General features: G+C 41.9%; 15 protein-coding genes. 3 read left to right on the forward strand and 12 right to left on the reverse strand.

Annotated elements, in window-relative coordinates; translation table 11 throughout:
• Positions 1 to 9: 9 nt before the first annotated feature.
• The 3 genes from OC25_RS12330 to OC25_RS12340 all read right to left on the reverse strand — a co-directional run bounded on the left by OC25_RS12330 (position 10) and on the right by OC25_RS12340 (position 5,316).
• Positions 10 to 4,368 (reverse strand): CusA/CzcA family heavy metal efflux RND transporter, encoded by a 4,359-nt coding sequence (locus tag OC25_RS12330; RefSeq protein ID WP_039476467.1) that lies wholly within the window; start codon positions 4,366 to 4,368, stop codon positions 10 to 12.
• Between the two features lie 87 nt (positions 4,369 to 4,455).
• The gene (locus OC25_RS26920) at positions 4,456 to 4,794 is read right to left on the reverse strand and encodes a hypothetical protein (RefSeq protein WP_052266173.1); all 339 of its coding nucleotides are present in this window, start codon (positions 4,792 to 4,794) and stop codon (positions 4,456 to 4,458) included.
• A 123-nt stretch (positions 4,795 to 4,917) separates the two neighbouring features.
• A complete protein-coding gene (locus OC25_RS12340; protein ID WP_039476470.1) occupies positions 4,918 to 5,316 on the reverse strand; it encodes a hypothetical protein in 399 nt (132 codons plus the stop codon).
• A 205-nt stretch (positions 5,317 to 5,521) separates the two neighbouring features.
• Between OC25_RS12340 and OC25_RS12345 the strand changes: the two genes are divergently transcribed.
• Positions 5,522 to 5,731: a hypothetical protein gene (locus OC25_RS12345; RefSeq protein WP_039476472.1), complete on the forward strand. Its 210-nt coding sequence runs from the start codon at positions 5,522 to 5,524 to the stop codon at positions 5,729 to 5,731.
• A 97-nt stretch (positions 5,732 to 5,828) separates the two neighbouring features.
• Here the strand turns inward: OC25_RS12345 and OC25_RS12350 are convergent, their stop codons facing one another.
• From OC25_RS12350 to OC25_RS12390, 9 genes are all read right to left on the reverse strand, one after another.
• Positions 5,829 to 6,125, reverse strand: a complete 297-nt coding sequence (locus OC25_RS12350; RefSeq protein WP_039476474.1) for a hypothetical protein — start codon at positions 6,123 to 6,125, stop codon at positions 5,829 to 5,831.
• A gap of 138 nt (positions 6,126 to 6,263) precedes the next feature.
• The gene (locus tag OC25_RS12355; protein ID WP_039476477.1) at positions 6,264 to 7,541 is read right to left on the reverse strand and encodes an MFS transporter; all 1,278 of its coding nucleotides are present in this window, start codon (positions 7,539 to 7,541) and stop codon (positions 6,264 to 6,266) included.
• Between the two features lie 6 nt (positions 7,542 to 7,547).
• Positions 7,548 to 7,778 carry a hypothetical protein gene (locus OC25_RS12360; protein WP_039476480.1) on the reverse strand — a complete coding sequence of 77 codons (231 nt, stop codon included), beginning with the start codon at positions 7,776 to 7,778 and terminating at the stop codon, positions 7,548 to 7,550.
• Between the two features lie 4 nt (positions 7,779 to 7,782).
• On the reverse strand, positions 7,783 to 8,373 hold the full coding sequence (locus OC25_RS12365) for a TetR/AcrR family transcriptional regulator (protein WP_039476482.1): 591 nt from the start codon (positions 8,371 to 8,373) through the stop codon (positions 7,783 to 7,785).
• A gap of 474 nt (positions 8,374 to 8,847) precedes the next feature.
• Positions 8,848 to 11,994 (reverse strand): efflux RND transporter permease subunit, encoded by a 3,147-nt coding sequence (locus OC25_RS12370; protein WP_039476486.1) that lies wholly within the window; start codon positions 11,992 to 11,994, stop codon positions 8,848 to 8,850.
• Positions 11,995 to 12,021: 27 nt separating this feature from the next.
• The gene (locus OC25_RS12375; protein WP_039476488.1) at positions 12,022 to 13,113 is read right to left on the reverse strand and encodes an efflux RND transporter periplasmic adaptor subunit; all 1,092 of its coding nucleotides are present in this window, start codon (positions 13,111 to 13,113) and stop codon (positions 12,022 to 12,024) included.
• Between the two features lie 9 nt (positions 13,114 to 13,122).
• Positions 13,123 to 14,394 (reverse strand): TolC family protein, encoded by a 1,272-nt coding sequence (locus OC25_RS12380; RefSeq protein ID WP_039476491.1) that lies wholly within the window; start codon positions 14,392 to 14,394, stop codon positions 13,123 to 13,125.
• Positions 14,395 to 14,428: 34 nt separating this feature from the next.
• Positions 14,429 to 15,802 (reverse strand): sensor histidine kinase, encoded by a 1,374-nt coding sequence (locus tag OC25_RS12385; RefSeq protein WP_039476494.1) that lies wholly within the window; start codon positions 15,800 to 15,802, stop codon positions 14,429 to 14,431.
• Entirely contained in the window at positions 15,802 to 16,479 is a 678-nt protein-coding gene (locus OC25_RS12390) for a response regulator transcription factor (protein ID WP_039476496.1), read from the reverse strand. Before OC25_RS12390 ends, OC25_RS12385 begins: the two co-directional genes overlap by 1 nt.
• A gap of 158 nt (positions 16,480 to 16,637) precedes the next feature.
• Here OC25_RS12390 and OC25_RS12395 point away from each other — a divergent pair, with 158 nt between their 5' ends.
• Entirely contained in the window at positions 16,638 to 17,231 is a 594-nt protein-coding gene (locus tag OC25_RS12395; protein ID WP_039476497.1) for an RNA polymerase sigma factor, read from the forward strand.
• A 100-nt stretch (positions 17,232 to 17,331) separates the two neighbouring features.
• Complete coding sequence (locus OC25_RS12400) at positions 17,332 to 18,483, forward strand: FecR family protein (protein ID WP_039476499.1); 1,152 nt, start codon at positions 17,332 to 17,334, stop codon at positions 18,481 to 18,483.
• The last annotated feature ends 239 nt before the right edge of the window (positions 18,484 to 18,722 follow it).

Consider the following 18,722-nt stretch of genomic DNA (forward strand, 5'->3'; position numbering starts at 1 on the left):
TGTTGCTATTTATTTAATTCCCTTTAATCTTTCTATTTCGAAAAGTGATTCGTTATACCGTTCTACCTGATCGAAATACTCGCTTTTAAGTTGTACCGATTGGTTGATCAGGATTACCCAGTCCAGATAACCAATTTCGCCTGCATTGAGCTTTAAGGTCGAAGTATGGATAATGTCATCTGCATTGGGCAGCAAGGTTTGCCGGTAATTGTTAACCAGCTTATTGTACCGGTTGTAACTTTGAAGTGCATTTTCGTAAGCACTGTTCAGCTCTTTTTTAGTCTGTTCCAGTTCGGTTTGTTTTTGTACAGCAGCTAAGCCTGCGGCTTTAATGCGCGATTGTTGTGCGCCAAAAAACAGGGGAATGCCCAAACCAATATTTACCGAAGAAAAACGTTTGGATTTATCGAAATACTGATCGGTACCCAAGGCATTGGTTTGCCAGCCAATGATGCTCGAATTGTTGTAACCGAAATTGAGGGTAGGCAATAATTTGCTTTGCGCTAACGATTTTTCGTTGGCCGCCAGCGTGATTTCTTCTGCTTTCTGCTTCAAAACCGGGTGCTCGGCTGTGCCATCAAGTAAAGAAACTGTAGACTGATAAACAGCCCCACCCGCCGGGACCATCCGATTGCTGCTGTTTAACAGGAGATTGAAACGGTTTAAAGCCAGGGTATAATCGGTTTCCAAAAACTGCAGCTGGTTGCCGATTTGTTGCTTCTGGTTCTCAGCAGTTCTGAGCTCCAAAACATCCACATCGCCAGATTTAAAACGCAACTTTGATTTTTCCAGAAAAGCAGTATACATGCTATCGGCTTTTAACAATAAATTCCGCTTTTCGGCCAGGATTAACAAACCAAAATAGTTGGTTTTTACCTGATAACGGATATCAATTTCCTTGCCTTGCAGCTGCATTTCGCTTATGCGTATGGCCGTTTTGTAAACTGCCGATTGTTTGGCATAAACCGTAGGGAACTCCAACCCCTGACTTACCGAAATTTTATTGTCGTTGGCCAGGCTGTTAAATTTACCATACTCGAAGTTTACATCTGTTTTTGGCAAATCGAAACTGGTTTTGCTTATTGCCTTGTTGTAATTCACATCAGTTCGCGCCAGCTGTAGGGTATAGCTGTTTTTAACGGCCGTATCAAGGGCTGCCTGTAAGGTTATTTTTTCCTGTGCCTGAGCACTTGTCGCGGCAAGGCCAGTTAGCAACACCATTGCAGCAAGCATTTTTTTAGGTTTAAAATAACCGAAACCTTTTTCGAAAAGGATATAAAGCATAGGCAATACAAAAAGGGTTAAGAGGGTAGAAAAGATTAGACCGCCGATTACTACAGTAGCCAGAGGCTTCTGTACAGCACCACCGGCGCCTGTACTAATGGCCATAGGAATAAAGCCCAGCGAAGGCACCAGGGCTGTCATTAAAACCGCGCGTAGTTTTGATTTGGTGGCGTGGATTACAATGCGTTTCACATCTGTCCAGCCTTCTTTTTTTAAACGGTTAAATTCAGAAACGAGTAAGATGCCGTTTAGTACCGCAACGCCGAAGAGGGCAATAAAACCAACCCCAGCAGAAATACTGAAAGGTAAATCGCGCATCCACAAGGCAAATATGCCGCCAATTGCCGATAGGGGGATGGCAGTGTAAATGAGTAAACCTTGTTTTACCGAGCTGAAAGCGAAATAAAGCAGCAGGAAAATAAGGAGCAGGGCAATCGGCACAACAATAGCCAGACGCGATTTTGCCGCAGTCATGTTTTCGAAAGAGCCACCGTAAGAAATGGTATAACCTTTTGCCAGCTGAAGGTTTTTTCCAGTTTTCTGTTGCAATTCTTCTACTATTGATTGAACATCGCGGTCTTTTACGTTAAAACCTACAATTATCCTACGGCGGGTATCTTCGCGTTGAATCTGGTTTACACCTTCCACCTCGCTGATATTGGCCACCATGCTTAACGGAATCTGGTTTCCTGCAGGCGTAGCAATCATTAAATCCTGCACATTTTTGATGTTTTTGCGGGCATCTTCTGATAGTCTCACCACCATATCGAAACGTTTTTCACCTTCGTAAACCTGTCCGGCTACCTGCCCGGCAAAGGCTGTATTTACCACGCGGTTAATATCGGTAACGTTTAGCCCGTACTTGGCCATGCCATCGCGGTTATAGCTAATTACCACCTGTGGCATACCGGTAACCTGCTCTTCGTAAACGTTAATGGCGCCTTTTACCGTACCAATAATGCCTCCGAGTTTTTTCGCATAGCTGGCCAGCGAATCAAGGTCTTCGCCAAAAATCTTACACACTACATCTTGTCTGGCACCCGTCATCAGCTCGTTGAAACGCATTTGTACCGGAAACTGGAAGCCCACGGTAATACCGGGGATTACCTCAACAGCTTTGGTCATCTTGGCACTTAATTCAGGGAATGATTTGGCCGAAACCCATTCTTTTTTGGGCTTCAAAATCACCATCATATCACCTGCTTCAAACGGCATTGGATCGGTAGGGATTTCTGCACTACCAATTTTGGTTACAATTTTCTGCACTTCCGGGAAGCTATCCAACAGGATTTTAGATGCTTTCTGCGTGGTTTCAATCGTGTTGTTCAGGTTACTACCGGTTAGCAAACGCGTTTCTACAGCAAAATCTCCCTCTTCCAGCTGCGGAATAAATTCGCCACCTAAAGTACTCATTACCAAAACGGCTATTGCAAAAAGCGAAAGGGTAACAGCTAAAATAGATTTTGGAAATTGTAACACCCGGTTAAGCAGCGGCAGATACCTACGCTCCAGCCAGATCACAAATCTGTCTGTAATGGTTTTCTTATGCGATAGTTTTTTGTTCAGGAACAGGGCCGACATCATCGGTACGTAAGTAATAGAAAGGATAAAGGCACCCAAAATGGCAAATGCAATGGTAAAGGCCATAGGTTTAAACATTTTTCCTTCAATACCTTCAAGCGAGAGAATAGGCAGGTAAACAATGAGAATGATAATCTGACTGAAAACGGCAGATTTAATCATCGATCCCGACGATTTTTCTACTTCCTCATCCATCTGGTTCTGATTGACCTGGCTCAGGCTCCTGAATTTTTTAGAATGCGAAAAGCGGTGTAAAATTGCTTCGACTACAATCACAGATCCATCTACAATCAAACCAAAATCTATCGCACCTAGCGACATCAGGTTACCACCCACACCAAATTTATTCATTAAAATTATGGCGAATAACATGGATAGCGGAATAACCGACGATACGATTAAACCAGCACGCAGATTACCCAGGAAAAATACCAATACGAAGATTACAATAAGCGCACCCTCCATTAAATTGGTTTCTACCGTGCTAATCGCATTATCAACCATTTTGGTACGATCGAGGAAAGGTTCAATAACCACCCCTTCAGGTAACATTTCCTGTATTTTGGCAATTTTATCTTTTACCCGTTTGACCACTACGGACGAGTTTTCGCCTTTGAGCATCATTACCACCGCACCGGCTACTTCACCCTGGTCGTTGTAAGTCATGGCACCATAACGGATCGCTGAGCCATAACGCACATCGGCAACCTGAGCCATTAATACAGGCATACCGTTGCCAAGGGTTTTAACCACAATCTTTTTAATATCTTCGGGACTGGTGGTTAAACCTTCACTTCGGATATAAAGCACAGTAGGGCCTTTTTCGATATAGGCGCCACCAGTGTTTTCGTTATTTTTTTCGAGCGCGTCGAAAATATCAGAAATGGTTAAACCAAACGATTTAAGCTGATCTTGCCTAACCGCAATTTCATACTGTTTAAGTTTACCGCCAAAACTTGATACTTCGGCTACACCTGGAGTTCCTAATAACTGACGGCGTACAATCCAATCCTGCATGGTACGCAATTCCTGCTCATCATACTTACCTTCATAGCCTTTTTTAGGGCGGACTACGTACTGGTAAATTTCGCCCAAACCAGTAGAAACGGGAGCCATTTGCGGTGCACCAATCCCTTCTGGTATTTCCTGCTGTACCTGTTGCAGGCGTTCGGCAATTTGCTGCCTGGCCCAGTACACATCGGTTTCTTCGTTAAAAACGATGGTAACCAAAGAAAGTCCAAAGCGGGAAAAGCTTCTGATTTGTTTCATCCCCGAAATGCTGCTGCAAGCCTGCTCGATAGGGAAGGTGATTAAACGCTCAATATCCGGAGCGCCTAATGAGGGTGAAACGGTAATTACCTGCACCTGGTTATCGGTAATATCGGGCAGGGCATCAATGGGTAGTTTCGTTACTTCGTAAGTACCCCAGCCAATAAGGGCGAATACAAACAAAGCAACAATCAGCTTATTCCTGATGGAAAAGCCGATAATCTTATTTAACATAATATCTTATTTAAAAAGGATCGACAAGAAAATTTAGTTGCAGCAGAAAAGCGCAACCAAAAAAAAACAATAAAATTTAAAACGCTATTATGCGGTAGGGGGGCGCAACAGGCTGGTGGTGTAAGGATTTGGAACAAATAACTGGTAACGAAATACCTGTTTGGAAGATATTTTTTTAGCGGGTGCCGCAATCAGCCTGGTTTTGCCTTGTGGTACGCCGAGTGAGAACATGTGATGCCCGTCAATTTTTTTGAAGGGGAGTTTCATGTCTTCTTCCTGGTCGTTATCGTTAATGTCTTTTCCGAGGTAATGCATTTCAATAAAGGTTACAAAACCAATATTGGCATTTAGCTCCTTGTGTTTAATAAAATGTGAAACCAGTTGAGGTACCTTCAATACCTCGCTAAAAGAGGAATTAAAAATCAATATTGGTAAAAGAAAAATCAGACAGATTTTATTCACACGGCAAATATACCCAGATGTGTTTAAAATCAGCAATTATTGTACTATCAAGTGTGTTACAAATTGCTTTTGAATGTTTTTTATAGGTTACGAGCTATAAATCAGCTTTTTTGCTTCTTTAAGCTTATAGCCATTCTGGTTACTGAGTTCGAATTTTCCTTTTTTCCAGATGTATTTTCCCTTTTTTAGGGTTCTGATCAAAATCAGGCTTTCCGGATAACTGGCTAAAAAAACTTCGGCTTTTCTATTATCGGCACTAAAAATAACAGCAGCAATGGCTTTGTAATTTGCTGTAGAATCGACCTGATGTAGTTTGATTTTTTGCTCAAAAACCCTGATGCAATCCTTTTTAAGCTGGGAGTAGGTATAACCGGCCGAACCGATACAGCCATGCTTATCGCGATCGGCACCTGTAATAACCTGTGCATAACCAATTTTTGAGAGCAAAAGCAGGAAACTGCAAAAAACTAATAATTTTCTTTTCATTTAAGTAGTTCATTACCAGTTTAAAAGTAATAAAAAACAAATACCAAAGCAAAAAACGAGAACAGGTATGATGAACAGAATAAAAAAAGGCAGGCTTACTTTTCTGAAAAGCTAAATGTAAATAATTTGTTGCTTATCGAAATTTAATATTGAGTTTATCTGTAACTGGAATCAAATGGGTAAATTAGTGTAATTTTAGGAGAACATGGAAAACTACCCAAATTTAGCGAACGCTGCTGATCTTCCTGAGCGAGATTTGGAGATCGTAATCTTTAATGGAACGGCAACAGACAGCGTGGTTCAGCAGACATTATCAGATGATGTTGAAGATCTGGATTACCTTTTGCGCTGTCGCAATAATTTTAGAAATGCAATCGGTATGGTGAGGGGCATATATCAGACTCAACTGGCCTAATATAGCTCATTATAGTATTGCAATGACAAACTGTTATTTTTACCTTTTTAAAATTGAGGATGGCTTGCCTGGTGCTTTGCCAGTATTGATTTAAGGGTTAACCATGGCCACGCTCCAGTTGCGAAATCCTGAAAACTTCTCTGGAAATAACCGCAATATTATCTTTAAGATTTTCGCTGCAGCAATGCAATACCGCTATGGATATGGAAATGCCACTAATTTCTTCGCAAAGTTCCATCTGGATGCAGCAGCCCTGAATGGGTTCAGTTTTTCCTTTGAGCATGCCGAAAATATTCTTGGCCTCCCTGCGGTCTGTTCCCAGAAAAAATGATCCATACGTATGGAGCCCAATAGGAACAAGTAAGCTTAAAGTGACTGCATATTTGTTTTCCATTATCTATTCAACGCTAATTATGGTAATCATCATATCAGAGCGAGAAAAAGATATTAAATATACCAAAAAATGCAAATACTTGTATCAGATCAATTTAACATAGTATAAAATCGTTACCGTATTTGCTTTTTTTTCTTTTTAAGCCATTTCGTGCAGTATGGGTTCATCGGCAACAGGAGCTGTGGTTATTTTAGCTTTCTTTTTTGCCAGGTTGCTCACTCTCGACATTAAAATAATACCAATGATAGAGATGACCACAATGAGATAGCCAATAACATTGTAATTTTGCAGCGGTGCACCTTTGGCAGGCTGCGTTACAATCAATCCGGCTACACCGGCAGCAATCCCTCCGGCAATTTGTTGCAACGAAGAATTGATACTCATAAAAGCTCCGCGATCGGCCATATCAGGTATAGCGCTGGTTAAGGCCGAAGAGGGAATCATGCGGCTCATTACCCCCATCATCAGTAATACGTTGTAAAATATAACCAGATAAAAAGGCGTAGGACCTAAATTGGTATAAACTACACACATGATCATCATCCACGCAGAAGCTCCCGCAAAGATTTTAAACTTATCAATCTTGTCACTCAGTCTTCCAACCAGCGGCATAATAATTAAAGCACAAACGCCCGATACCATAAATAGCAACGGCAGTTGTTGTGCGGTAAGTTTGAGGTTATTTACTGCAAATGCACTCCCAAAAGGCATCATCATAAAGCCACCAATAGAAAGCAGTGCAGTAGCCGTAAAACCAATGCGGTAATCGGCCTTAGTAACGGTATGCAACAAATGTTTAATAGGCGATTTATCCGTTTGTACCAGTAAATGTTGGGTTAATGGACGGAGTTTAGCGGCAATGAGCAATGCAATACCGATACTTAAAGCTGCAATCATCCAGAACGGTGCTTCCCAGCCCCAGGCATCGGCAAGATAAAGACCAATCGGGATGCCCAGTACCTGGCTGGCACCAAAGCCAATCTGTATAAAACCCATTACCCGGCCACGTTGCTGCAAAGAAAAGATATCGGTAATAATGGCCATAGATATAGAACCGATTACGCCGCCGAACAGGCCGGTAATGATGCGTGCAGCAACCAATAGGGCATAGGTATGAGCCAATCCGCAGAAAACGGTACCTATAATAAAACCGATGTAAAAAAACAGTAAGAGTTTCTTGCGGTCAAATTTATCGGCAAAACCGGCAGTAAGCAGGCCCGAAATACCTGCACTGAAGGCATAGGCCGAAACTGCAATACCGAAATTGGCAGGTTTAAGGTTAAGCGATTTCATCAGGATATCGCCAAGCGGCGACATCACCATAAAATCGAGTATGACCGTAAATTGGGTAACGGCCAGTAAAAATATAACGAGTTTCTGGTAGCCGCTTAGGGCTGCCTTTGGCGTATTTTCCATGTTTTGTTAAGTAAGCTCACAGCATTCGTAGCCATGGCTGGTAAGTAGATGAATAATTTCGGCATGCGAGAGGGTATAAGATACAATGCGAAGTACGCGGTCTATATCCTCGTGGTCTACCGTCCAGGAATTAATGCCCGGGTTGTTGTTCAATAAGCTGCATAGCGATGGATTTGCCATCTCTGAAGTGATATTGGTTTTGAACAACAGAATGTGATTGAAATTTTCGGGGTCCATAATCTTATTTTTTAAGTGCTTTTACCACGAGATCAAAAGTTTTCCAGAATACAGCATCGGTTACTTTGAAAGGGCTGCCATCTAAACTTTTACCTTCCTGATCGAGACGGATGAGGTTGTATAAGGGGGCAAAAGCAATAGACCAGTATACATCAAGGGGCATCTCCTCAATTTCTCCCCGTTCAATGGCATTGGTCATAAACTGGCCCATGGTCATTTTAAACGCGCTAATAGAATCAGATAGAAGTGTTGATTGGTAGCTGGAACTCCGTAGCTGATCAAAAAACAGGTTCATTTGCGGATGATTTTTGGCAAATGTATAACGGTTTTCCCATTGTTGATGAAGCCCTTGTTCGAAAGACATTTCAGGACTAAAATCTTTCATGATGCCCTGCGTCATCGATTCGAGTTCTTCGATGGTGATTTTAACAATCAGATCGTCGCGGTCTTTGTAATAAATGTATAGCGTAGCGACTGATATCTGGCAGGCTTTGGCCAGTTTATTCATGCTAAAACCTTCTAAACCGTCTTTTACAATCAGTTCGATGGCTTTTTGTTTTACAAGCTGTACTTTTTCTGTATCTCTTAATCTCATGTGGCTACAAAAATAAATAAATATTCATTCATTTAATAGGGTAAAATTTTTTTATTAATTATTTAGTTGGAAATTAAGATGCTAAATGGAGGGAATATTAGTGAATGATTAAATCTACAAGCATGAAAAAAGTAGATGAAAATATCTTTTTTGTAGTTTTAATTCTATATATTTAAGGCGCAATAAATTAGTTTTGCCAACCAAATACTTCCTTATTATCTTATAATTATGAATGCCACGTTCCCAATGCTGCCAGGTGTAAAAACTTGTCCGAAATGCCCCAAGTGTAAAAACCCTGAGACAGATAGGGTGCCACGCGGGTTTTTATTTAAAACCATATTACCGTTTATTACAGTAAAGCGATATAAATGCTATAGGTGTTTCAATAAGTTTTATGTGATGTAGGAATTTTTGAACAACAATTGATTAAAGTTTTAGTTCGGCCTGGCAAAATATTCTACCAGGCCGTTTTTTTTAAGCTATTGGATTAATCTTTGAAATTGTCGACAATTCTGCTTTCGCTTTCTTTTGATAAGCCCAGTAGAAAACTATGGGATATACAAAGAGGTTAAACAAGGTGTTGGTAATAAGTCCGCCAATAACCACTATGGCCAGAGGTTTAGATGCTTCAGATCCAATGCCTGTAGAAAGTGCCGCTGGCATTAAGCCAATTGCGGCCATCAAGGCTGTCATTAATACAGGTCTGAATCTGCTGGCAATGCCATCGCGCATGGCATCATTAAAGGTCCAGCTACTGTGGTGCTTTAATTCGGTTATATTGGTTTTAAATTTGGTAATCAATATCACGCCGTTTTGTACACATATACCAAACAGGGCAATAAAGCCGATACCAGCCGAAATGTTGAAATTTACCCCTGCAACCAAAAGCGCCAATATGCCGCCAATCATGGCAAAAGGAACATTGTTTAGTACGAGCAAAGCATCTTTAATATTACCAAAGAGTACAAAGAGGATAAAAAAGATAAGCAATAAACTGATGGGCACCGCCTGCGATAGCCTGGAAACAGCTCTTTGCTGGTTTTCGAAATCGCCGGCCCACTCCAGCTGATAGGTTTTGGGTAATTTAATCTGTGCATTTACTTTAGCCTGAGCTTCGGCAATTACACTGCCCATATCGCGGCCGCGGATTGAGAATTTAATGGCGCCGTAGCGTTTATGTTTATCGCGGTAAATCATGCTGGGACCGGTGATTTTTTTGATGCTCGAAATCTCGCCCAATTGTACATTAGAACCAGAAAGGGTAGGGATACGCAGTTTGCTGATCGAACTTTCATCGTTCCTGAAATCTTCGGGATAACGGATTACCAGATCAAATTTCTTTTCGCCTTCAAAAATCTGCGTAGCAGCTTTACCACCAATAGCCATTTCAATTACCGCATTGGCATCGGCCGTGCTTACGCCGTAAAGGGCCATCTTTTTTTGGTCGAGGTTGATCTGTAATTCAGGCTGACCGAGGTTGCGCAAAATTCCCAGATCGGCAATTCCGTCAACTGTTTTCAGGATCTTTTCAATTTTTTCTTCTTCCTGTTCTATGTACTCGAAGTTTTCGCCAAAAAGTTTAACCACAATGCTGCCTTTTACCCCGGAAACGGCTTCTTCCACATTATCTGAAATGGGCTGTGAGAAATTTAGGCTAATGCCCGGGAAACTTTTCAGCTTCTCCTGCATGCGCTCAATGAGCTGTTCTTTGGTTTGCTTGCGCTTCCATTCTTTTTTGGGGTAAATGTCTACGTGGAACTCCATGTTGTAAAATCCGGTTGCGTCGGTACCATCATTCGGCCGGCCGGTTTGCGACATGACTTGTTTTACTTCTTCAAAGCTTAAAAAGATTTTCCGCATCTCGTTAGAGAGTTTTTTGGTTTCATCCAACGAAATACTTAGCGGACCTGTTGCCCGTACATAAATGGAGCCTTCATCCAGACTGGGTAAAAATTCGGTACCCAAAAACTTAAAGCTAAAAGCCCCAAGCACCAACACTACAATGGAGATGGCAAATACCAAACGTTTTTTACCGAAACATGCATCGTAAAACTTTAGGGTGGCTTTGGTCATCCAGGTTAAAAAGATGTTGTGCTTCTCTTTTACATTTTTCTTTAGTAACACACTGGCCATGGCGGGTACCAGCGTAAAGGTTAAGATCAATGCTCCAAGTAAGGCAAAACTGAGTGTCCAGGCCAATGGCGAGAACATTTTTCCTTCTACTTTTTCGAAAGTGAAAATAGGAAGCAAGCCGGTAATGATGATGAGTTTGGCAAACAGGATACCTTTGCCATTTTCCATGCAGGCTTTTTTAATGAAACCAAGCTTGCTCATTTTGTTAAAACGGGCCATACCCACTTTTTGAGCCCGCATATCCAGTGCCACAAAAATTCCCTCAACCATTACCACTGCACCATCGATAATAATCCCAAAATCGATAGCTCCCATTGAGAGCAGGTTGGCCGGCATACCTTTTATTTTTAAGCAGATAAAGGCAAAAAGTAAGGCCAGCGGAATAATGATGGATACAATTAGCGTGGTACGCCAATCGGCCATGAACAGGAATACAATTAAGGTTACAAACAAAATCCCCTCAAGCATATTGCCCATCACTGTATGTACCGAATAGTTTACCAGGTCTTCGCGATCGTAAAAGGGTTTAATTTTTACGTCACCGGGCAACAGGTTCTGGTTAATGTCACTTATTTTTTCTTTAAGTCTGGCAATAACCTCGCTCGGGTTACCACCTTTACGCATCACAACAATGCCTTCTACCACATCCGGGTCCTGATCCCGGCCTACCTGGCCAAGTCTCGGTAAGGCCGATTCGGCTACATTGGCAATCGTTTTTACATAAACCGGCGTACCGTTAATGTTATCTACCACCACATTTCTAATTTCATCGATATTGTTCAGCACGCCGATACCACGCACCACATAGGCTTGTCCGCTTTGTACAATTACATCTCCACCTACATTGATATTGCTTTTAGAAACGGCTTCGAAAAGTTCGGTAGCACTTACACCGTATTGAATGGCTTTTTGTGGGTCGACCGTAATCTGGTAAGTTTTCACTTCGCCACCAAAACTAACCACATCGGCAATGCCAGAAACGGATAACAATTCGCGTTTAACAACCCAATCCTGTAAGGTTTTTAGTTCCCGTACCGATGCTTTATCACTGGTGAGCGTATAACGGAAAATTTCGCCTGTTGGACCGTATGGTGGTTGCACTTCAGGTTGTATACCATCGGGTAGATCGGCTTCATCAAGATGGTTGTTTACCTGTACCCTTGCTGTGGCATAATCTACATCATCTTCAAAGCTCACTTTTACAATCGAAAGGCCGAACAGGGAAGAAGAGCGGATACTGGTTCGCTTTTCGGTTGGGTTCATGGCGATTTCGAGCGGGCGACTTACAAATTTTTCCACTTCTTCCGCGCTTCGGCCAGGCCATTGGGTAATAATAATGATATTGGTATTGGTTACATCCGGAAATGCATCTATAGTGGTGTTTTTAAAGCTGAAATATCCCGCCAGGATGAGGATAAAAGTGGCAAAAAAAACGAAGTATTTGTTTTTTAAGGCAAAGCCGATGATATTTTTAATGAGTTTATTCATTTAGGGAAAAGCTAAAGGATGAAAATCTTATTGTGCCTTAAGGCTTTCGAACAGAAAGACTTGTTTTGAGGCAATTACACGGTCGCCGGCACTAATGCCTTTTTTGATGTAGGTTTTATCGGCAGTTTTATGGCCGATTTCAATTTCACGGATATGCACTTTGTTCGCTGCATCCAGCAAAAGCACATAATTTTTGTTTTCGTCGAAAATAACGCCCCGCGAATTAACCACGGGAAGATCTACCACTGAGCTGGCCGAAACTTTAACAGTACCCAACATCCCAGGCTTTAACAAAAAGTCGGGATTGGCGATAACTACCCGGGCATTCATCACCTTGCTATCCTGATCTACCAGGTTGTATATTTTCTCGATCTTACCGGTAAAAACCTGCTCAGGATAGGCCAGGGTGGAGAGGCTAACCAAATTGCCTGCCTGTATGCGCGAAATATCTGATTCGTAAATATTAATCATGGCCCAAACGCTCGAAAGGTCGGCAATGGTGAATAAACTTTTATCGTTGTCGCCGCGGAGCTGCATGTTTTCGGTTACGTTTTTTTCGATTACAAAGCCATTTATGGGTGATTTGATGGCGTAGGAACCATTTTTATTGCCACCGTTTAATCTAAGTACGGCATTGGCCCTTTTTAGTTCTGCTTGTTTAATCTGAAACTCGTTTTTAGCATCTTCGAGCTCTTTTGCTGATGATAAACCACTGGCATAAAGTTGTTCGGCTTGTTTTAAAGTGCGGTTTGCACTGCGCAACTCGGCATCGGCCGATACAGCTTCTTTATCAAAACCAGCCATTTCTGCACTGTTTACCCTGGCTAGTAATTGTCCGCTGCTTACCCGGTCGCCCAGCCTTACATTTACCTGGTTTACGGTGCCGCTTACCATCGGGAAAAGCTCCGAGCGGCGTTCTTCATTGGCGCTGATCTTTGCTGAAAAAATGAGGTCGGTTTTGCCATTAGCTTGTTGTACGGTATCAATCAGCAGGCGTTTAAGCAAAGAATCGGTAATGGTAAATTTCTCTTTCGGGGCTTCGGTTTTATGTTCGCTGCAAGCCATACTTAAACCTAAAAGCGGAAAAATGATCACTTTTATAAAGTTTTTATTCATCATATCGGTACGTTATTTAAAAATGTTACTGCCGGTTACGTAGTTCAGTTCAGCCCTGGAGTTCATCCGTTCTAATTGTACTTTATTGAGCTGGAGCGTATTGGTTTTATAAGCATCATAGAGATCCAGAAATTCGATTAAGCTAATATTCCGTGCTTTAAAGTTTTTAATCAGCCCGGTAATGAGGGTATTAAAATCACCGCTAAACGTTGGATCAATCTCCTGATAGAGTTTTTCGTTGCGCAATGCGGTACGGTAGGCATTAAATACTTCATTTTCGAGTTGAAGCTCCTGTTTTTGGAGTTTGGCGGTTGCATCGTCGATTCCTACTTTGGCTTTTTTAATTTCGCCCTGGTTGCGGTTGAAAAGTGGAATGGGGATTTTGAGGCCTAAACCAGTATATTTTTCAGGGTAATTCCCTTTGAGATCGTAGCTGAGTGAAATTTCTACATCAGGTACGGCCATTGCCTTTTGCAGTTTAAGGTTGAGCTCATTGTATTCGAGATTGGTTTTAGCCAGTTTTAAATCGCTCCGGTTTACCCTTGCCGAATCGAGCAACTGGTTGTAAGGTAGCTGTTCAGGGCCGGGTGTTTTTATTGCATCGCCTGGTAAAATCAGGTTAAGTGGCGTAGCAGCGGGAATGCCGCAAAGCAGTTTGAGGTCTTTGTTATTGTCTTCGAGCTCATTTAAAAGCGCAGCTAATTCCGCTTTCAGTCCAATCAGTAAAGATTTGATGCGGATTACATCTTTAGCGGCCACATTACCCATTTTCAACTGGATTTCGTATGCGTTTAAAAGTTGTCCGGTCGATTGGATTTGTTGCTCGTACAAGGCAACGGATAAGGCAGCGTAATAACTTTGATAAAAGGTGCTTTGCAATTCGAATTTGAGGCTGCGGAGCAAATCAAAATAGGCCAATTCTGATAGTTTAGTGCCTGTTTGTGCCAGTTTAATGTTTTTATTGCGTTTACCGGCAAGTTTTACAAGTTGTGATAAGGAGGCTGCATATTGCCCGTATTGATAAGAGGTTTGTAAGAATTTTTTGGTTTCGTGGTTATAAAACAGGTTTTCGTACTCCAGTTCCGGGTTATCAAAAAGGCGTGCGGTAATTACATCGGCATGGGCACGATCTATCTCATAATTGGCTGCAATTAAATCGTAATTTTGGCTTAAAAAGCGCTGCTCTGCCTGCTTAAGGTCTAGTTTAAGCGTATCGGTTTGGGCGAAAGTAACGGGCATGGCATACAGCCAAAAGGAAAGGAATAACAAGTAAATTCTGCTCATGCGGCAAAGCTATTTTTGCCGGATTAAAGCGGAATTAAATCGAAATTAAAACGGGATTAATTCGAGGTAGGGTGAGGATAAATGTACAGCCCTGATCAGTTTGCTGATCAATTTCAATAGATCCTTTAAAGAGACCGATAATTTTTTGCGCCATATAAAGCCCCATGCCTTCGCCTTCGAGACCCATATATTTTGCCCTGCTGTAAAATGGTTTAAAAATTTCTGCCTGTTGTGCAAGTGGAATACCAGGACCTTTATCGCTAATGTAAATCTGTAAAGTATCGTCGCTACCGGTAAGTAGAGCTTTAACCTGCTGTTCCTGCGAAAATTTAAAGGCATTGGCAATGATGTTGTCCAATGCAATTTGCAGTAAGACAGCATTGGCCAGTACCACAGGTTGTATTTGGTGGACCAGTTTTTTTTGTATACTTAGGCTAAGCTGTTTCTGGTTTTGCCAGTCTTGGCTGATTTTATCGAGCAAAACATCCAGTGCAATAGGCGAAAGCTGCGAATTGATCAGTTCGAGGTCCATTTTGGCTAAAGCCAGCAAACCACTAATGATATGATCCATTTTTTCTGAATCCGCTACCGTTTCAGCAAGCGCTTGCTGATAATCTGCTGTCGTTCTTTCTTTGGAGAGCGCCAGTTCGGCGCGCATCATCATCCGGGTAATGGGGGTTCTCAGTTCATGCGAAGCATTTGCCACAAAGGTTTTTTGGAGGATAAAAGCATGTTCAAGCTCTTCCATCAGGTGGTTAAAACTTTGGGCAATCAGATTAATTTCGTCTTTATTATCGGTGGTGGCCACACGTGCTTCCATATTACCCGAACCAATTTGCTGCACTTCCTGCATAAAGCTGTTTAAGGGTTTGAGCATTTTTTCAGCAATCCACCTGCTCAGTAACAAGAGGATAACCGAGATCAAAATGAAAACAACAATCATGATTTTGAGCAGTTTGGCCAATCGGTTTTGCGAGCCCTGATCCCTGGCTGAAGCCAGGATTACAAAATTACCCTGGTTATCGCGGTAATAAATGCCTACCACCTGGCGCTCGCCATCGGTATACTGCAGGCGTTTGAGTTGCCGTACCTTTTCTATGGTTTGTTTGGCCCAGTATTGTGCCGAATCGCCAATAAAAGTAGCCCTGTCTTTACCGTCATAAATCCTGATGACTTCGCTGTTGAGTTTTTGCAAGTATTGATGGCGAACTTTGCTCAGCGCATCACGGCTAATTTCATCGGCCTCGAGGTACAGTTTGGCGGTAACCATTGTGCGGTCGGTAAGGCGCTCAAAAAAATCGGCTTTTAAAAACCGCATAAAGGTGAAATAAATTACGCAGAGCACAGCCAGCAGCATCGAAGTGCTGATGAGTGTAAAATAAAGTGCAATGCGGTCTTTTATTTTCATTATTTAAGGATGTAGCCCATGTTAATTTTGGTGTGGATTAGCTTGCGCTCAAAACCTTTTTCAATTTTATTGCGGAGAAAATTAATGTACACATCGATAACATTGGTACCGGTTTCAAAATGAATATCCCAAACCTTTTCGGCAATGTATTGACGTGATAAAAGCCGGTTGGGATTATTTAGGAACAGCTCGAGCAGGGTAAATTCTTTAGCACTTAGTGTTATTGGTTGCCCTGCACGGGTTACACTTTTGCTACGCGTATCCAGGCAGAGGTCTTCAAAGCAAAGCTGCTCGGTTACTTTTGCTGTATTGGTTCCCTGGCGCCTTAACAGTGCCGCAACCCTGGCTAAAAGCTCTTTCAGGTGAAAGGGCTTAACCAGATAATCGTCGGCACCGGTATCGAGGCCGTTTACCCGGTCTTCGACAGTACCCATAGCGGTAAGCATTAAAATGGGGGTATTATCGCCTTGCTCGCGAATGTATTTACAGAGCTGAAGACCGTTTAATCCCGGCATCATGATATCGAAAATAAACAGATTGAATTCGCCCGGCAAAAACAGGTTACGGGCCTCGTTACCATTATTTACGGTAAGTACCTCGTAGCCGCTTTCTTCGAGCGCGGCTTGTAAAAGTGAGGCTATTTTCGGGTCATCTTCAGCTATGCCAATTTTTTGCATAAGGCAAAAATAAGGATACCATCTTAAAATGAGATTAAAAAAAGAGTACCTGAGCTTTAGTAGATAGTAGTCGGCCAGGTTGTAAACGTTATAACTACGTTATTGCATCTTTACAGCAGATTATTTTATATTTTCTTCTATATTCGTTTCTACAAACTATGCTATCCCTAAGCCATGTACCGGATCTTGAACTGATCTTGCTGATAAACCAGGAAGAGGAGCAGGCATTTACGGAAATTTACAACCGCTATTGGGAAAAAATGGCATCTTATGCCGTGAGGTTAACCAAATCAGAAGAGGAAGCTGCCGATATTGTGCAGGAGATTTTTGTATCGCTCTGGAACAGAAGGACAACCTTAACGGTTAAAAGTACTTTAGGGGCTTATCTTATCCGCAGTACCCGCAATTTGTGCTTACGGTATATTGAAAGAAATATCCATACCGGCGATTTTTTAGATAAAATAACCGAACAAGCGGTTGATAATAGCCTGAACATTGAAGAAAGCATCTCTTTAAAAGAATTACAGGAAAATATTGATCTGGGGATTGCCAAATTGCCGAAAAAAATGCGCGAAGTTTATCTGTTGAGTCGTGATGAACAGTTGTCGTACCGCGAAATAGCCGAAAAATTAAATATTGCTGAAGGAACAGTTAAAAAACAGGTAAGCAATGCACTCAAAATAATCGCCGATTCTTTAAACGGCAAGCTTTCGGCTACTATGATGGCCATATTTTTACACCTTTTAAAGTGATGAAAAATTTTTTTTTATTTTTTTTAAAATAAATCTACCACCAAAACTGCTTTTTCGGAATATCTATTTGTAAGGCACGCTCAATGCGCTTCAAAAACCTATGAAAACCGAACAGGCAAAACAATTAATACAGCATTATTTAGATGGAACGGCTTCGGCTAAAGAAGTGCATCTGGTTGATTCTTTTGTAGAGCAGCAGCTATTGGAAAACACCTGGACCGCAGATGAAGCACAGAAAGCAGCTTTTGGCGAAAAATTGAAAGCCCGGATTGATGCAGAGAGATTAAAGAAGCAAGAGCCTGGTGAAAGGGTTGCAAAGCCTAAAACTATTACCCGGCGCCTGTGGATTATTGCCGCTTCGGCTGCAGTGCTGGCCTTGTGTGTAATAGGTGGCTTGTTTGCGATAAAGAACAGGACTGAAGACCGTACCGAACGTTATGCCAACGATGTAGCACCAGGGGGTAACCGTGCCATTTTAACACTTGCCGATGGCCGCAGGATCGATTTATCGGGCAGTAAAACCGGAGAACTGGCTACTACAAACGGACTGAACGTTAAAAAGGCGGCAAATGGCTTGCTGGTTTTTTCGGTTATTGATAACGGAGTTGCAAAAGAAGAAGGAAAAAATAATACCATCACAACCCCCTCAGGTGGGCAATACCAGGTAAACCTGCCCGATGGTACCCTGGTGTGGTTGAATGCAGAAACGAAATTCAGTTTTCCTAGTCATTTTAACGGCAAAAACAGATCGGTAGAACTGGATGGGGAAGCCTATTTTGAAGTGAGTAAAGATAAAAACCATCCGTTTATTGTTAAAAGCAAGAAGCAGGAGGTAGAAGTTTTGGGTACCCATTTCAATATTGATAGCTATGATAATAATATTGGCACCAAAACAACACTTTTAGAAGGCTCGGTAAAAATAAAAGGAGCTGGCGGCGAAAAAGTAATTGCCCCGGGCGAGCAATCGGTGTTGTATGGCAATACCATTCAGGTAAATGCAGTAGACCCGGCATTCGCTATCGATTGGAAAAACGGTGAGTTCAGGTTTAAAAACGAAAGTTTACCCAGCATCATGCAGAAACTATCGCGGTGGTATGGAGTACAGTTTGTAATGGATGTGCGTTATGAGCTAATGCCCTCTTTTTCGGGCTCGGTATCGCGTTTTGACAACATTTCTGAAGTGCTTAAAATGCTCGAAGAAACAGGAAATATTAAATTTTATATCAACGGTAAGGTAGTAACCGTAAAGTAATACCACCAGCAGCCTTAACCACGCTGTTTTAATTTAAATCAATATCAACTAAAAACCAGAAAAAAATGAAGAAACCACTACCGGAACAGCGTTAAATAGCACGATAGGTTTAGAAGAAAAAACCATGGAAGTGTTGGAAGCACAACCATGGCCATGATCTGAGTTAACCCTTTAAAAACGAATTCTGAGGTCCATTTACGCATTAACCCAAACAAACGAAAGTATGAATATTTATCCTT

The organism is Pedobacter kyungheensis (assembly GCF_000812965.1).
GTDB classification, from domain to species: domain Bacteria; phylum Bacteroidota; class Bacteroidia; order Sphingobacteriales; family Sphingobacteriaceae; genus Pedobacter; species Pedobacter kyungheensis.

Bases quoted from the DNA above. Each gene is read 5' to 3' on its own strand.
- OC25_RS12330 (WP_039476467.1), bottom strand. From the start codon at position 4,368: ATGTTAAATAAGATTATCGGCTTTTCCATCAGGAATAAGCTGATTGTT.
- OC25_RS12340 (WP_039476470.1), bottom strand. From the start codon at position 5,316: ATGAAAAGAAAATTATTAGTTTTTTGCAGTTTCCTGCTTTTGCTCTCA.
- OC25_RS12345 (WP_039476472.1), top strand. From the start codon at position 5,522: ATGGAAAACTACCCAAATTTAGCGAACGCTGCTGATCTTCCTGAGCGA.
- OC25_RS12350 (WP_039476474.1), bottom strand. From the start codon at position 6,125: ATGGAAAACAAATATGCAGTCACTTTAAGCTTACTTGTTCCTATTGGG.
- OC25_RS12355 (WP_039476477.1), bottom strand. From the start codon at position 7,541: ATGGAAAATACGCCAAAGGCAGCCCTAAGCGGCTACCAGAAACTCGTT.
- OC25_RS12360 (WP_039476480.1), bottom strand. From the start codon at position 7,778: ATGGACCCCGAAAATTTCAATCACATTCTGTTGTTCAAAACCAATATC.
- OC25_RS12365 (WP_039476482.1), bottom strand. From the start codon at position 8,373: ATGAGATTAAGAGATACAGAAAAAGTACAGCTTGTAAAACAAAAAGCC.
- OC25_RS12370 (WP_039476486.1), bottom strand. From the start codon at position 11,994: ATGAATAAACTCATTAAAAATATCATCGGCTTTGCCTTAAAAAACAAA.
- OC25_RS12375 (WP_039476488.1), bottom strand. From the start codon at position 13,113: ATGATGAATAAAAACTTTATAAAAGTGATCATTTTTCCGCTTTTAGGT.
- OC25_RS12380 (WP_039476491.1), bottom strand. From the start codon at position 14,394: ATGAGCAGAATTTACTTGTTATTCCTTTCCTTTTGGCTGTATGCCATG.
- OC25_RS12385 (WP_039476494.1), bottom strand. From the start codon at position 15,802: ATGAAAATAAAAGACCGCATTGCACTTTATTTTACACTCATCAGCACT.
- OC25_RS12390 (WP_039476496.1), bottom strand. From the start codon at position 16,479: ATGCAAAAAATTGGCATAGCTGAAGATGACCCGAAAATAGCCTCACTT.
- OC25_RS12395 (WP_039476497.1), top strand. From the start codon at position 16,638: ATGCTATCCCTAAGCCATGTACCGGATCTTGAACTGATCTTGCTGATA.
- OC25_RS12400 (WP_039476499.1), top strand. From the start codon at position 17,332: ATGAAAACCGAACAGGCAAAACAATTAATACAGCATTATTTAGATGGA.